This is a genomic window from Sphingopyxis indica, assembly GCF_900188185.1.
Taxonomy (GTDB): domain Bacteria; phylum Pseudomonadota; class Alphaproteobacteria; order Sphingomonadales; family Sphingomonadaceae; genus Sphingopyxis; species Sphingopyxis indica.
In genome coordinates, this window is record NZ_FZPA01000005.1 from 51,584 (window position 1) to 67,801 (window position 16,218).

General features: G+C 67.4%; 3 protein-coding genes. 1 reads left to right on the forward strand and 2 read right to left on the reverse strand.

All coding sequences use genetic code 11. From position 1 onward, the window contains the following. Positions 1-130 precede the first annotated feature (130 nt). Complete coding sequence (locus CHB69_RS08560; protein ID WP_089215597.1) at positions 131-1,726, forward strand: acyl-CoA dehydrogenase family protein; 1,596 nt, start codon at positions 131-133, stop codon at positions 1,724-1,726. Between the two features lie 220 nt (positions 1,727-1,946). Here the strand turns inward: CHB69_RS08560 and CHB69_RS08565 are convergent, their stop codons facing one another. Together CHB69_RS08565 and CHB69_RS08570 are read right to left on the reverse strand one after the other, a co-directional pair. Beyond that, positions 1,947-3,692: a ShlB/FhaC/HecB family hemolysin secretion/activation protein gene (locus CHB69_RS08565; protein ID WP_089215598.1), complete on the reverse strand. Its 1,746-nt coding sequence runs from the start codon at positions 3,690-3,692 to the stop codon at positions 1,947-1,949. Next, positions 3,689-16,174: a YDG domain-containing protein gene (locus CHB69_RS08570; protein ID WP_089215599.1), complete on the reverse strand. Its 12,486-nt coding sequence runs from the start codon at positions 16,172-16,174 to the stop codon at positions 3,689-3,691. Before CHB69_RS08570 ends, CHB69_RS08565 begins: the two co-directional genes overlap by 4 nt. Between the last annotated feature and the right edge of the window lie 44 nt (positions 16,175-16,218).

Consider the following 16,218-nt stretch of genomic DNA (forward strand, 5'->3'; position numbering starts at 1 on the left):
AGGCGATCCAATTGAAACGAGCCTCTCCTACTCGTCACCCCGGACTTGATCCGGGGTCCATTCCGGCGCCGATGTCATGGACCCCGGATCAAGTCCGGGGTGACGAAGGAAGAGAGGACAAGCTCCGAAGATGCGTACCGATTTGAAAAGCGCGCTCGCAGCCGCGCAGACCTATCGCGGCGCAGCGCAAGCCGCGCTTGCCGAACGGCTTGCAGCGCGGCCGATCGACCGCGAGCAGCGCGCGGCGCACGGCTTTGCGTGGGTCGCGACGATGGTCGCGGCGCTCGAGGCGGTGCTCGACTGGCTCGACGCCGGGCAAGGCGCCAATCCGCTCGACGCGAAGATCGCGACGCTTGCCTTTGCCGAAGGTATCGGCCAGCTCGTCGGCGGCCTGCCGATGGGGCAGAATGAGATTTTCCGCCCCGCCGACCTCGGGATCAGTGGCGCCGCGCGCACGCTGGCTGATACCTGCGCCGACCTTCTCGACGCCGATCATGCAGAGACTCGCGCCGGGGTCGCCGCCGCGCTCGCCGATGGCCAGTGGCCGAGCGAGACGCTGTATGACGCCGATCTCGACGCGATCCGCGCGCAATATCGCCGCTTCACCGACGCCGCGATCCTCCCGCACGCGCACGGTTGGCACCTCGCCAACGCGCTGATCCCCGACGCGACGGTGGCGGCGATGGCTGAGCTGGGGACTTTCGGCGTGTGCATCCCGGAGGAATATGGCGGCCTCGGCCTCGGCAAGCTGGTGATGTGCATCGTCACCGAAGAACTGTCGCGCGGCTGGATCGGCGCGGGGTCGCTCGGCACGCGGTCGGAGATCGCAGGCGAGCTGATCGCGATGGGCGGCACCGACGCGCAGAAGGCCGAATGGCTGCCGAAGATCGCGAACGGTGAGGTTCTGCCGACCGCAGTGTTCACCGAACCCGACGTCGGCTCCGACCTTGGCTCGCTCCAGACGCGCGCTCGTCGCAACGGCGACCATTGGGAGATCGACGGCGCGAAGACGTGGATCACCCATGCGAGCCGGTCGGACCTGATGACCCTCCTTGCGCGCACCCTGCCCGATGCCAAAGGCTATGCCGGCCTTTCGATGCTGCTGGTGCCGAAGCCGCGCGGGACCGACGCCACTCCCTTCCCCGCCGCCGGTATGAGCGGCAGCGAGATTGCGGTGCTCGGCTATCGCGGGATGCGCGAATATGCGTTGCAGTTCGACGCGATGACGGTGCCCGCCGACGCGCTGCTCGGCGGCGAGGAAGGGCAGGGTTTCAAGCAGCTGATGCGCACCTTCGAGGGCGCGCGCATCCAGACCGCCGCGCGCGCGGTCGGGGTCGCGCGCCGCGCGCTCGAACTGGGGCTCGATTACGCCCTGAACCGCAGGCAGTTCGGGCGGGCGATCGTCCGCTTCCCGCGCGTCGCCGACAAACTCTCGATGAGCCTCGTCGATTTCGTCACCGCGCGCGAGCTCTCCTACGCCGCCGCGCGCGCCAAGGACGGGGGCAAGCGCTGCGACATCGAGGCGGGGATGGCCAAGCTGCTCGGCGCCCGCGCCGCCTGGTCGAACGCCGACGCGGCGCTGCAAATCCACGGCGGCAACGGCTATGCGCTCGAATATGAGATCAGCCGCATCCTGTGCGATGCGCGCATCCTCAATATCTTCGAGGGCGCGGCCGAGATTCAGGCACAGGTGATCGCGCGCGGGATGGTCGCCGGGCGCAACTGACGCCGCGGCGCGTTAGAGCATCGTGCCGGAAATCTGCACCGTTTCCCCGAGCGAAGACGAGGGGCATTGCCGAGCGAAGTCGAGGCGGCGACGCTGCGGTTCTCGCTCCGCTCGAACGAGCCCCTCGTCTTCGGCCAAAGGCCGAAGTTCATCCTGAGCGCCCGCCAGGGCAGTCGAAGGGCTCGGGGATGCGGATGATTCAGATTTCGCGCAATTTGCTCTAATAGCTGATCGTCGCGACGATCGCGCCGCGCGTGTCACCGTGCCGCTCGCCCGGAAGCGCAAACAATTGCTGCCCGACGTTGAGCTGGACGCTGGCGTGGCGACCGATCTGATAGTTGAGCGCGACGCCGACGCTGGCCAGGTCGGTCGCACCGGGAATGTCGGGGAAATCCTTGACCTGCCACAGCCGCGCATATTCGAGGAACAGGCCGATCTGCATATAATCCTCGAACTCACCCTTCAGTCCGAGCAGACTGAACGGCGCCGAGCGGACTTCCGACGACAGGAGCAGACCGTTGCTGCCGAGCGCCGCATTGGGTTCATAGCCGCGCACCGCGCCAAAGCCGCCGCCGGCGAGCTGTTCGCTGAACGGCAGGTTCGCCGAGGCCATCTGGAACAATCCGCGGACGATCAGGCTGTTCTCGCCTTCGAAGAAATTGGTCCGCGTCGCCGATGCGCGGACATACATATAGGTTGCGTCGGCATAGGGGACGAGCATCTGCAGCGACGCATCGTCGTTATGCGCCGTGATATTGCCCGGCGAGAAGGTCAGCGACGCCTCGACCGCGGTCTCGCCATGCTCGTCGGGGAAGCTGCCCGAATAGATGAAGGGGAACTGGACGACATCGACCGAGGAATCGAGGATGCGGATGCCCAGAAAATCGAGATTATTATCGGTGCGGATGAAGTCGGCCCCCATGCGCAGCGTCTGCCGCCCGCCGGCCCGATCGTTGAGGTCGTGCGCCCAGCGCGCGCTGACCAACCCCGAATGGCCCTTGCTGGTGAAGATGTTGCCAAGGTCGGGCTTCTGGATCGCATAGGCGCCATAAATGAGCAGGCTGTCGGTCGGGTTGAGCGGGATCACGTCGCTCGCCGAATGCGAGGTATAGCCGCCGGTGAAGCTGCGGGTGAACTGATAGGAAAAGGTCTGCCCCGATCCGAAGACATTGCCCCAGTTGAAGCCGACGAACCATTCGTTGCGCCCCAGCGTGCGCGCGCCCTGATTGTCGTAGCCGCCATAGACGCGCAGCGGCAGCCGGTCCTGCGCCTCGAGCCGCACATCGGTCAGCCCCGTCTCCGACCCCGGGCTGGTCACCGCATTGACCGTCAGGAACGGGTTCTGGTTATAGTCGTGGAGCGCCTCGCGCACCGTCGGCAGGGTCAGCGTATCGCCGGGTTCGAGGTCGGCCATGCCGCGGATCAGCTCGGTCGAGAAATGGCGGTTGCCGGTGACGCTGATGTCGCCGACACGATACTCGGTGACGAGCAGGCGCACCACGCCCGAGGCGATATTCTGCTGCGGCACCGAGACTTCGACGAAGGGACGGTCGGCATCGCGATAGGCGTCGCGCGCGAGCTGGGCGATGGCCTCCAGCCCCGCGCGGGTCAGCGGCTTGCCGACATAGGGCTGGACCTGCGCTGCGAATTCGGGGGTTTCGAGCGGCGGCAGGCCCCGGGCGGAGACGGCGCCGGTGCCCGCCGGCGCAGCGCCTGCGGCTGCGTCGGTCAGGCCGCTGCCGGGTTCGAACACAACCCCTTGCAGGTTCGGCACGAGCACCGTCTGGTCGTCGCTGACGTCCGGCGGCGTCGCGGGTTCCACGGCATCCTCGACGGGCTGCGGCGGCGGCGCTTTGGGCAGGACGCGCTCGAAATCCTGCGCCGATGCAGCGGTCGGACAGGCGAGGCCGGCGAATAGCGCAAGCGCCAGGACGCCGGATGACGAAAGGGCGATGCAGCGGATCATGGACGAGCCGGCGCCTGCTGCGACGCGGCGGGCACCGGAAAGGCGAATCGCAGGCGCTTGGTGCGATAGCCCTGTTGCAGCACGCCCTCGATCGAATTGATCACCGGCTGACCCGTGCGGAGCCAATATCCGTCGGCATCCAGCCCCTCGCCGCCGAGGGCGATGATCGTCGGCAGCCCCGCGAGCGTGTTGGTGTAGCCCTGATTGAGCCCGTTGAGCGACGGATAGGGAATGTAGAAATGCGGCTTGCCCATAATATATCCAAGATCCCTGGGGGTGGTGTTCGGCAGGATTGCGCCGGGCCCGACCGCAAGGGTCGGAAGAATATAGTTGGAAAGGTCGGTGCCGCTGCCCGGCCGATATTGCGACGCGTCGATCGTCGCCTGCACCTGCCAGATGCCCGCATCCGAATTGGCGTAGTTGCCCTGCGCCTGGGTGATCGTCGCCCCTTCGCCCGGCGCGAAGCCCGTGATCGTGTAGTCGGGCGGCGTCAGGAACGCCAAATCATTGCCGTCATAGGGCTTGGTCGGGAAGCCGGTGATGCTCACGGCCAACTGGGCTGGGTCGATCGTGCCCAGCCCCGCGGCCTCGGTCGGCAGGACATAGTTCGAAAGCAGCGTGCCGCTGTCCGCCGCGAAGTCGCCCGCCGAAAGGCTGGCGGTCACGGTCCGGTCCCCGGCATGGGCCGAATCATAGGCGCCCACCGTCTGCGTGACGCTGGCGCCTTCCCCTGCGATGAAACCGGTAAGGCTGTAGTTGGCGCTGGTGAGCGTCGCGACGGCGTTGCCGTCATAGATTTTCGTCGGATCGCCGATGATCGCGGCCGTCAGCAACGCAGGGTCGATCGTCCCCATCCCCGACGCGCTGGTCGGCAGGATATAGTTGGAAAACAGCGTGCCGCTGTCGGCGGCGAAATCGCCGGCGTCGAGCGTCGCGGTCACCGTGCGGCTGCCCGCGTTGGCGCTGTCGTAGAGGCCCGCGGTTTCGGTGACGGTCGCACCTTCGCCCGCGGCGAAGCCGGCGAGTTGATAATTGGCGCTCGTCAGCGAGGCACCGGCGGTCGCGTCATAGGTCTTCGTCGGATTGCCGATGATCGCCGCGATGAGCAGCGCGCGTTCGATCGTCCCCGTGCCGCTGGCGCTCGTCGGCAGCACATAATTGCTGAGCAAGGTGCCGCTGCCCGCCGCGAAGTCGTCCGCGCCGAGCGCAGCGCTGACCATGCGGCTTCCCGCATTGGGATCGTCATAGAGACCCGCGGTTTCGGTGACAGTCGCGCTCTCTCCGGCAACGAAGCCCGATAGCTGATAATTGGCCGAGGTCAGGATTGCGGCGGTTGTGCCGTCATAGGCCTTGGTCGGATTGCCGACGATGCTCGCGGTAAGCAGCGCCTGGTCGATCGTCCCCGCACCGCTGGCGGTCGCCGGCAGGATATAGTTGGCGAGCAGCGTTCCGCTGTCGGCCGTGAAGTCGCCCGTGTCGAGGGCCGCCGTCACCGTGCGGCCGCCAGCGTTCGCGCTGTCATAAAGGCCCATGGTCTCGGTCACCGTCGCGCCCTCGCCCGCGACGAAGCCCGACAGGCTGTAGTTGGCGCTGGTCAGCGTAGCAGCGGTGTTGCCGTCATAGGTCTTGGTCGGGTTGCCGATGATTGCCGCGGTAAGCGGCGCGCGGTCGATCGTGCCGAGCCCGCTCGCGCTCGTCGGCAGGATATAGTTCGCCAGCAAGGTCCCGCTGTCCGCCGCGAAGTCCCCGGCCGCCAGCGAGGCGGTCACCAGGCGCGGCCCGGCGTTGGCGGAGGCATAGGTGCCCGCCGTCCGGGTGACGGTCGCGCCCTCGCCCGCGACGAAACCCGTCAGGCCGAAATTGGCGCTGGTCAGCGTCGCGGCGGTCGTGCCGTCATAAGCCCTGGTGGGGTTGCCGATGATCGCCACGGTGAGCAGCGCCTGGTCGATCGTCCCCGCCCCGCTCGCGCTCGTCGGCAGCGCATAGTTCGACAGCAAGGTGCCGCTGTCGGCGGCGAAATCGCCTGAGCCGAGCACGGCGGTGACGGTGCGCGCACCGGCGTTGGCGCTGTCATAGGTTCCGGCGGTCTGCGTGACGCTCGCGCCCTCGCCGGCGATGAAGCCGGAAAGCTGATAATTGCCGCTGGTGAGCGTCGCCGCCGTCGTTCCGTCATAGGTCTTGGTCGGATCGCCGATGATCGAAGCGATGAGCAGCGCCTGCGCGATCGTGCCGAGTCCGCTCGCGCTCGTCGGCAGGACATAGTTTGAAAGCAGCGTCCCGCTGTCGGCGGTGAAATCGCCCGAACCGAGAGCCGCGGTCACGGTGCGGGTGCCCGCATTGGCGCTGCCGTATAGCCCCATCGTCTCGGTCACCGTCGCGCCCTCGCCCGCGGCGAAGCCGCTGAGCTGATAATTGGCCGAGGTCAGCGTCGCAGCAGTGGTGCCGTCATAGGTCTTGGTCGGATTGCCGATGATCGCCGCGGTGAGCAAGGCCTGCGCAATCGTGCCCAGCCCGGTGGCGCTCGTAGGCAGGATATAGTTGCTGAGCAACGTGCCGCTGCCCGCGGCGAAATCGCCGCTGTCGAGCGTCGCTGTGACAAGCCGCGGCCCGGCATTGGCCGCGGCATAGGTGCCCGCCGTCTCGGTCACGGTCGCGCTCTCGCCCGCCACGAAGCCGGTGAGGCGGTAATTGGCGCTGGTCAGCGTCGCGGCGGTCGTGCCGTCATAGGTCTTCGTCGGATTGCCGACGATCGCGGCGGTCAGTTGCGCCCGGTCGATCGTCCCGAGCCCGCTCGCGCTCGTCGGCAGAATGTAGTTCGAAAGCAGCGTGCCGCTGTCGGCGGTGAAATCGCCGCCCGTCAGCGTCGCGGTCACGGTGCGGGTGCCGGCGTTGGCGCTGCCGTAGAGGCCCATCGTTTCGGTCACGCTTGCGCCTTCGCCCGCGACGAAGCCGCTGAGCTGATAGTTGGCGCTCGTCAGCGTCGCGGCGGTCGTGCCGTCATAGGTCTTGGTCGGATTGCCGATGATCGCAGCGGTCAGCTCCGCCTGATCTATCGTCCCGAGCCCGCTCGCGCTCGTCGGCAGGACATAGTTGCTGAGCAAGGTGCCGCCGGTCGCCGTGAAATCACTGCCGGTCAGCGTTGCCGTGACCGTGCGGACGCCGGCGTTGGCGCTGCCATAGAGACCCGCCGTCTCGGTAACGGTCGCGCCTTCGCCCGCGACGAAGCCGGAGAGCTGATAGTTGGCGCTCGTCAGCATCGCGGCCGTGGTGCCGTCATAGGTTTTGGTCGGGTTGCCGATGATCGCCGCAGTGAGCAGCGCCTGCGCGATCGTCCCCGCGCCGCTGGCACTCGTCGGCAGGACATAGTTGGCGAGCAAGGTGCCGCTGTCGGCGGTGAAGTCGCCCGCCCCCAGCGTCGCTGTCACTGTCCGGCTTCCGGCATTGGCGCTGTCGTAGAGCCCCATCGTCTCGGTCACCGTCGCGCCCTCGCCCGCGACGAAGCCGCTGAGCTGATAGTTGGCGCCGGTGAGCGTCGCGGCGGCCGTCCCGTCATAGGTCTTGGTCGGATTGCCGATGATCGCTGCTGTCAGGGTCGCCTGCGTGATCGTTCCCGCGCCGGTTGCGCTGGTCGGGAGGATATAGTTGGTGAGCAAGGTGCCGCTGTCGGCGGTGAAATCGGCGCTGCCAAGGCTCGCGGTCACCGTGCGGCTTCCGGCATTGGCGCTGTCGTAGAGCCCCATCGTCTCGGTTACCGTCGCGCCCTGACCGGCGACGAAGCCGCTGAGGCTGTAATTGGCGCTGCCGAGCGTCGCCACGGTCGTCCCGTCATAGGTCTTCGTCGGGTTGCCGATGATCGCCGCGGTGAGCTGCGCGCGTTCGATCAGTCCGGCCCCGGTCGCTTCGGTCGGCAGCACATAGTTGGCGAGCAAAGTCCCGCTGTCGGCAGTGAAATCGCCCGCCGCGAGCATCGCGGTGATCTGACGGATGCCGGCGTTGGGATCGTCGAACAGGCCCGCGGTCTGGGTGATCGTCGCACCTTCGCCGCTGACGAAGCCGGTCAGCTGATAGTCGCCGGGCGCCAGCGTGATCGCGCTGTTGGCGTCATAGACTTTGGTCGGGATGCCGACAATGCTGGCGGTGAGCACGGCCTGGTCGATCGTCCCCGCGCCGCTGGCGCTCGTCGGCAGCACATAGTTGGCGAGCAGCGTGCCGCTGTCCGCGGTGAAGTCGCCGACCCCGAGCGCCGCGGTCACGGTGCGCGACCCGGCATTGGCGCTGTCGTAGAGCCCGGCGGTCTCGGTCACCGTCGCGCCCTCGCCCGCGACGAAGCCGGAAAGCTGATAATTGCCGCTGGTGAGCGTCGCCGCCGTCGTGCCGTCATAGGTCTTGGTCGGATCGCCAATGATCGCCGCGGTGAGCAGCGCCTGGTCGATCGTCCCCGCGCCGCTGGCGCTCGTCGGAAGAATATAGTTGCTGAGCAGCGTTCCACCATTGGCGGTGAAGTCGCCGCCCGTCAGCGTCGCGGTCACCGTGCGGCTGCCCGCATTGGCGCTGTCGTAAAGGCCCATCGTCTCGGTCACCGTCGCGCCTTCGCCCGCAACGAAGCCCGTCAGGCTGTAATTGGCGCTGGTCAGCGTCGCGGCGCTGTTTCCGTCATAGGTCTTCGTCGGGTCGCCGATGATCGCGATCGTCAGCGCCGCCTGGTCGATCGTGCCGGCGCCGCTGGCGGTGGTGGGGAGCACATAATTGGCGAGCAGGGTGCCGCTGTCGGCGGTGAAGTCGCCGCCGGTCAGCGTCGCGGTCACCGTGCGGCTGCCCGCATTGGCGCTGTCATAGAGGCCCGCCGTCTCGGTCACCGTCGCGCCTTCGCCCGCAACGAAACCCGTCAGCTGATAATTGGCGCTGGTTAGCGTCGCGGCGCTGTTTCCGTCATAGGTCTTGGTCGGATCGCCGATAATCGCCGCGGTGAGCAGCGCCTGGTCGATCATTCCCGCGCCGCTCGCGCTCGTCGGCAGCACATAGTTGGACAGCAACGTACCGCCATTGGCGGTAAAGTCCCCGCCGGTCAGCGTCGCGGTGACCGTGCGGCTGCCGGCGTTGGCACTGTCATAGACGCCCGCGGTCTCGGTCACGCTCGCGCCCTCGCCGGCGACGAAGCCGGTCAGGCTGTAGTTCGCGCCGGTCAGCGTCGCGGCGGTCGTCCCGTCATAGGTCTTGGTCGGATCGCCGACGATCGCCGCGGTCAGCGCCGCCGGGTCGATCGTCCCCGCGCCGGTGGCGCTCGTCGGCAGGATATAATTGTTGAGGTCGGTGCCGGAATCGGCGGTGAAATCGCCCGCGCCGAGCGTCGCGGTGACGCTGTTCGCCTCGACGACATTGGCCGAATTATACAGGCCCGCGGTCTGGCCGACGGTCGCGCCCTCGCTGAGCACGAAACCGCTGAGCTGATAATTGGCGCTGGTCAGTGTCGCGGCGGTGTTGCCGTCATAGGTCTTGGTGGGATCGCCGATGATCGTGGCGGTCAGCATCGCCGGAGTGATCGTCCCGATCGCCTCGTCGGTGATCGACGAAACGATCGAATAATTGCCCGCGTCCGCGCCGGTGAGCCCGAGATTGCCGATCGTGACGAGAATGCCCGTGCCCACATTCTTGTCGGCATAGCTGCCGCTTGCTGCCGCCGCCGCGGCATCGACCGTCACCGCATCGCCCGCAACGATCCCGCTCAGCGTATAGGCGGCCGCGTCGGTCGGCAGCGTCGTGAGGCCGTTATAGACGCGGCTGACCTCGGTCAGGGTCAGCAGCGCGGCGGTGATGTCGGCGCTGAGCCCCTGCGGCTGCTGGAGCACATAGTTGCCGAACGGATTGTTATCGAGCGTATAGCCCGACGCGGTGACCGCGATGTTCGTGCCGACGTCGGCCTGCGCGAAGACCCCCGTCGCGCCGCTGCTGTTGAGCGACACCGTATCGCCGGACACGACATTGTTGAGCGACGCGCCGGCGCTGTTCAGCGTCGCGGCGGTGGTGCCGTCATAGACCTTGTCGTTCGCGAGCACGCCCGACACGGTCAGCAACCGGGGGTCGATCGTCCCCGCGCCGCTCGCGCTCGTCGGCAGGACGTAATTGGCAAGGTCGGTGCCGCCATCGGCGACGATGAAGCCGGTGATGTCGGCGGTGACGCTGGCCGCATCGACGTTCGGCGAATCATAGGTGCCGGCAGTCTGCGTCACCGTCGCGCCCTCGCTCAGCACGAAGCCCGAAAGCTGGTAGTTCGCCGATGTCAGCGTCGCTGTGGCGTCGCCGTCATAGGTCTTGGTCGGATTGCCGATGATCGAGGCGGTGAGCGTCGCCTGCGTGATCGTGCCGATCGTGTCGGTGATGCTCGAGCTGATGAAATAATTGCCGCCCTGCGCGCCGGTGAGCGTCAGATTGTTCACCGTCACGGGCTTCGACGTGCCGACATTCTTGCTGTCGTCATACTGCCCGGTCACGCCCGCGGTCTGGGCGATCACCGTGTCTCCGCTCAGCACCCCGGTGAAGCTATAGCCGGTCGATGCGGTCGGCAGCGCAGTGGTGCCATCGTAAACCTTGGTCACCGAGGCGAGGAAAATCTCGAGCGGGTCGATCGTCGCGGTCAGCCCCTGCGGCTGGACGAGATTGTAATTGCCCGCATCGGCGCCCGAGACCGTGTATCCGGCAGTCTCGACGGTCCAGGTGCCGGCGTTGGCGGTCGGGTTGCCCGACCCGTCGACGAAGGTGCCGCTGCTTCCCGCCACCGACAGGGTGACGTCGTCGGTGCCGAGCGGCCCGGTCAGCACGCCGTCGAGCGCGGCGCCGCTGTTGTCGAGCGCCGCGACCGAGCTCTGGTCGTAGGTCTTGTCGAGCGCGAGCACGCCGAGGATGTTGAGCGTCGCCGGGGTGATGATGCCGATCGGCCCGTCGGTCACCGTCGCCGCGATCGTGTAATTGCTCGCGTCCGCCCCGGTGATCGCAACATTCTGGAGGTCGACGAGGATATTGCTGCCGACATTCTTGCTCGCATAGGCGCCGGTGATGCCCGACGCGTCGACACTCACCGTATCGCCCGCGACCACGCCCGACAGCGTGTAGGCGCTGCCGACCGTCGGCACGTCGAAATCGGCATTATAGACCTTGGTCACCGACGCGATCTGCAACGTCGCCTCGGTGATGTCGGCCATCAGCCCGAAGGGTTGCAGCACCGTGTAATTACCCGCGTCGGCACCCGAAATCGCATAGCCCGTCGCGGTCACCGGAATGTCGGTGCCGACATTCTTCGTCGCGAAAGCACCGCTCGCCCCGCCCGAAACGAGCGTCACCGTGTCGCCGCCGAATACGCCGGTCAGGCCGCCGCCACTGCTGTCGAGCGTCGCCGCGGTGGTGCCGTCATAGACCTTGTCGTTCGCGAGGATGCCGACGACCTGCACTTCGGCGGGGGTGATCGTGCCCGCGCCGCTCGCGCTCGTCGGCAACACATAGTTGGAAAGGTTGGTGCCGCCGCCGGCGGCGAAATCGCCCGCGCCCAGCGCCGCAGTCACGGTGCGGCTGCCGACATTCTTCTGGTCATAGGCGCCGACCGTCTCGGTGACCGTCGCGCTTTCGCCCGCGACGAAGCCCTGGAGCTGATAATTGGCGCTGGTCAGCGCTGCGGCGGTCGTGCTGTCATAGACCTTCGTCGGGTTGCCGACGATCGCGGCGATCAGCTGCGCCTGATTGATCGTCCCCGCGCCCGAGATCGACGTCGGCAGCACATAGTTCGACAGAAGCGTGCCCGGATCGGCGACGAAGTCCGACACCGCCAGATTCGCGGTCACCGTCCGCGCGCCGGCGTCAGGGCTGTCATAGGCGGCGCCCGCCGACTGGGTGATCGACCCGCCTTCGCCCGCGATGAAGCCGCCGAGCGAATAATTCGCGGCGGTCAGCGAGACGCTGGTCGTCCCGTCATAGGTCTTGGTCGGATTGCCGACGATCGCGCCGGTCAGCGCCAGCGGATTGATGTCGGCGGTGAGCCCGCCCGGCTGCGACAGCGAATAATTGCCCGCCTGCGCACCCGACAGCGCAAAACCGTCCGCCAGCACGCGCAGGTCGGTGCCGACATTCTTTTGCAGGAACTGCGCGCTCGATCCGCTGTCGTCGAGATCGACGTCGTCGCCCGCGAGCACGCCCGACAGGCTCGCGCTGCCGAGGTCGAGCGTCGCGGCGGTCGTGCCGTCGTAGAATTTGTCGAGCGCGAGGAGGTCGACGATGGTCAGCCCGCGCGGCGTGATGTTGGCGCTGAGGCCATCGGGCTGGAACAGCTGGTAATTGCCCGCGTCGGTGCCCGAAATATCATAGCCGGTCACCGTGACGGCAATGCCGTTTCCGACATCGGGCGTCGCGAAGGCGCCCGCGGCCGAACCGCCTTCGAGCACGACCGTGTCGCCCGCGACGACCCCGAACAGGCTAGCCGACCCCGTCAGCGTCGCGAGGGTGGTCTGGTCATAGACCTTGTTCTGCGCGCTGACCCCGAGCACGAGCAGCGGCGCGGGGGTGATCGTTCCCGGCCCGGTCGCGCTGGTCGGCAGCATATAATTCGACAGCAAGGTGCCGGTGCCCGCGACGAAGTTCGAATTGGCGGTGAAATTGGCGGTGACGATACGCGCGCCCGCGTCGGCGCTGCCATAGTTGGCGACCACACCCGGCGCGACGGTGATGCTCTCGCCTGCGATCACGCCCGTGATGCTGTAGTTCGCCGGCCCGGCCACCGCACGCGTCGTGCCATTATAGACCTTCGTCGGATTGCCGATGATCGCCGCGGTCAGCGCCTTCTGGAAGATGGTGCCGATCCCCGTCGCCTGTGTCGGAAGCGTATAATTGTCGAGGTTGGTGCCCGGATCGGGGTCGAAATCGGTCGGATCGAGCAGGACGAGCACGGCGCGCGAGCCCGCATCCTTCGAATCATATTCGCCGACCGTCTCGGTGATCGTCGCGCCTTCGCCCGGAATGAAGCCGCCCAGCGTATAGTCGTCGGGGGTCAGCGTCGCGACCGTGGTGCCGTCATAGGTTTTCGAGGGGTTGCCGGTAATGTCGACCGTCACCACGCCCGGTCCCAGCGGGATGCGCGTGATCGTTCCGGGGCCATAGACGGGCGTGGGGATGATGTAGTTCGACATCATCGTTCCGGGGTCGGTATCGAAATCGCCCTCGTCGAGCGAAGCGCTCACCGTCCAGGTGCCGGCATCGGACGAGGCATATTGGCCGCTCGTCTGCGTCACCGTAGCGCCTTCGCCCGCGACGAAGCCGTCGACGGCGAAATTGTTCGGCCCGAGCGAGGCATTGGCATTGCCGTCATAGGGCTTGGTCGGGTCGTTGACGATCACGATCGTCAGCGGCGCCGGGGTGATTTCGCCCTGCACCGTCACCGAGGTCGGCAGCACATAGTTGGCGAGCAAGGTGCCCGGCCCCGCCTGATAGTCGGCGGGCGTCAGCGTGCCGGTGATGTCCCAGATGCCGACATTCTTCGACGCATAGTCGATCCCCGCCGCCTGCGAGATGGTCACGCTCTCGCCCGCGACGACATTGTCGAGCGTCACGCCGCCGCCGGGAACCACCGCATTGGTCGTCCCGTCATAGACTTTGGTCGGCATCGCCGAGACGTCGATCGTCAACTGGCGCTGCAATATGTCGGCGACCAGCGCGCCCGAATAGGACAGATTATAATTGCCCGCGTCCGCGCCGGTCAGCGTTGCACCGCTGATCGTCACCGAAATGTCGGTGCCGGCATTCTTCGTTGCGAAATTCACTTCGGGATCGGCGCCGCCCAACGCCACATCGTCGCCCGCGATCAGACCGGTAAATTGCACGCCCGCGGAATTGAGTGCCGCCGTCGTGGTGCCGTCATAGATTTTGTCGTTCGCGACGAGGCCCGAGACGACCAGCGAGGCGGGGGTGATGTTCGCGGCGAGATCGGACGGCTGGCCCGCGACATAGTTGGCGGCGTCGGCGCCCGACAACACGAATCCGCTCGCGGTCACCGCGATCGCAGTCCCGACATTTTCGGTCGCGAAGCTGCCCGTCGCGCCGCTGGCATCGAGCGTCACCGTGTCGCCCCCGACCACGCCGAAGATCGACGCGCCCCCGGTGTTCAGCGTCGCGTCGGTGGTGCCGTCGTAAACCTTGTCGTTCGCGGTGATACCGTTGATGATCAGGGTCGCGGGGTTGATCAGCCCGGCGCCGCTCGCGCTCGTCGGCAGGATATAGTTGGTGAGCAATGTGCCCGACCCGGCGGTGAAGCTGGAGGTTTGCAGCGTCGCATCGACCGTGCGGCTCCCTGCATCGGCGCTGTCATAGGCCGATGTCGCGGCGCTATTGACGGTGATCGTCTCGCCTGCGGCGAGCCCGGTCAGCTGGAAATTCGCCGAGGTCAGCGCGACCGCGGTGGTCGCATTATAGGTCTTGGTCGGCGTGCCGACGATCGCCGCGGTCAGCGTCGCGCGGTTGATCGTCCCCACAGCATCGGTGACGCTCGGCGTCGTGACGTCATAGCCGAACACCGGAATGCCGCCGCGGTTCGCCTCGAAATTGGTCGCGGTCACGTCGATCCCGGTGCCGGCATCCTTCGTCGCATAGCTGCCGTCGAGCGTGAAATCGTCGCCGTTGATCAGCCCGCTGACATTGACGTTGCTGTCGTCGAGCAGCGCGTCGGTGGTGCCGTCATAATCCTTGACCACCGGCCCGAGCGTGAAGCTGGCGCTGGGCGCGGTGCGATAGGCGCGGCCGTTGCCCGCGGCGGGCGCTCCGCCGGCATTGTCATAATCATATTGATACCAGTCGGGGGTCAGTCCGCCGTCGCTGTCGTTCGCCGCGTCGTCGGAGGCGATCAACCACACGCCCCCCGACGAACTGACCGCGCCGGCGCCGCCCTGATTGGTGAAGATGCCGGTTTCGATCGTGACGTCGCCGGTGCCCGCGAGCGATCCCGCCGCGCCGATCGCCGTCGTGCCCACGGCCTGCGCCAGAAGCTGCGCGCCCGACACCGCCGCGTCGATCGCAATGTCGCCCTGGGCGGTGAGCGTGACGTTGCCGCCGCCCGAAATCTCCGCCTCGACCGCGATGTTGCGAAAGGCGTCGAGCGTCAGATCGCCCGCCGTGTTCGTCCAGACGATCGGCGCGGCGACGGTGATGTCGCCGACCCCGCCGGTGCCGCCGGCGGTGGTCTGCTGCGTGACGTCGGTGCCCGCATCGAGCGAGCCGGCGATCGTCGCCGCGGCGGCGCTGTCGATCAATATGTCGTCGGGGTCGAGCAGCCACGCGCCGCCCGCGCCCGCCGCGATCGTCGCTGCGCCGAGGTCGAACGTCCGGCCCGAGGTTTCGATCCGTCCGCCGCCGCCGGGGCCGCCGGCCGCAATCGCCGCGCCGCTGGCGATCGTCGTGCGGTCCGCCAGATCGGCGCCGGTCGCATAGCCGCTCGTGCCGATCAGCACTTCGCCGCCGCGTGTGCCCGTCGCCGAAATGACGGCGCTCGATGCCAGCGCGACATCGCGGCCGTTGACGGCGACGCGTCCGCCGCTGCCGTCGGCGTTGGTCGCGGCGAGCTTGCCCGCGACTTCGACCCTGCCCTCGGGCGCTGTCAGCCACAGTTCGCCGTCGATCACGGCGGTCCCCGTCGCCTGAACCAGCCCGTCGCGATTGCCCGCGAGCGCAAAGATATTGCCCTTCGCCGCGCGCAGCGCAACCGCCGCCGCCTCGATTTGCCCCGCCTGGATGATGTCGCCGCCGCCCGATCCCGGTGAGACATAGACCCGATCAGCCTTGCCGTCGGTGGTGGTCAGCAGGATTTCGTTCGCCGCCGCCGCGGTGACGCGCCCTTTCGGCGCGCGGATCGCGCCTCTGTTGGTCACCGAGCGCGCGAACAGCGCGACGCTGCCTTCGAGCGACTCGATGCGACCCGCATTGACGATGTCGCCCGCCGAACTTCCGCGGAAGGTCAGATCGCCGCCCGCCATGAACCGGTCGGGATCGACCGCGCGTGTCGAGGCGACGAAGTCGCCGCCGGTGACGACCGTCCCCTCGGCGCCGACCACGACGCCGTGCGGGTTGATCAGATAGACCGACCCGGTCGCGCTCAGCGATCCGTTGATCTGCGACATCAGACCGCCCATCACGCGGTTGAGCGTCGCTCCCGATCCGTTGTCGATCGTCACCTTATGGTCGAGGTCGATCGAAAAGCTGCGCCAGTCGATAACGCCGCGCGCAGAGGACTGCTCGATCGAGAGCGTCTTGCCGGCCGCGTCGCCGATCGTCCCCTTGCCGCTGACGAACACGCCGCCGCTCGGCAGCGGCGGCGCGGGCGCCGTCTGGGCATGGACGGGTGCGGCGGCGAACAACAGCAGGCCCGCCAGCAGCGCGGCCGCACCCGGAGTCCGGTTCGGCTCCGCCAGCGCGCTGCACGAAAGAAGCGACCGACGCATCGTCTTGCGCTGCATCATGCGACCTCCTGTTGCGGCGCGCGCTCAGCACGTTGGAACACGCC

What these genes read in the sequence shown, in the direction of transcription:
- CHB69_RS08565 (WP_089215598.1), bottom strand. Translation starts at nt 3,692, where the DNA reads ATGATCCGCTGCATCGCCCTTTCGTCATCCGGCGTCCTGGCGCTTGCG.
- CHB69_RS08560 (WP_089215597.1), top strand. Translation starts at nt 131, where the DNA reads ATGCGTACCGATTTGAAAAGCGCGCTCGCAGCCGCGCAGACCTATCGC.
- CHB69_RS08570 (WP_089215599.1), bottom strand. Translation starts at nt 16,174, where the DNA reads ATGATGCAGCGCAAGACGATGCGTCGGTCGCTTCTTTCGTGCAGCGCG.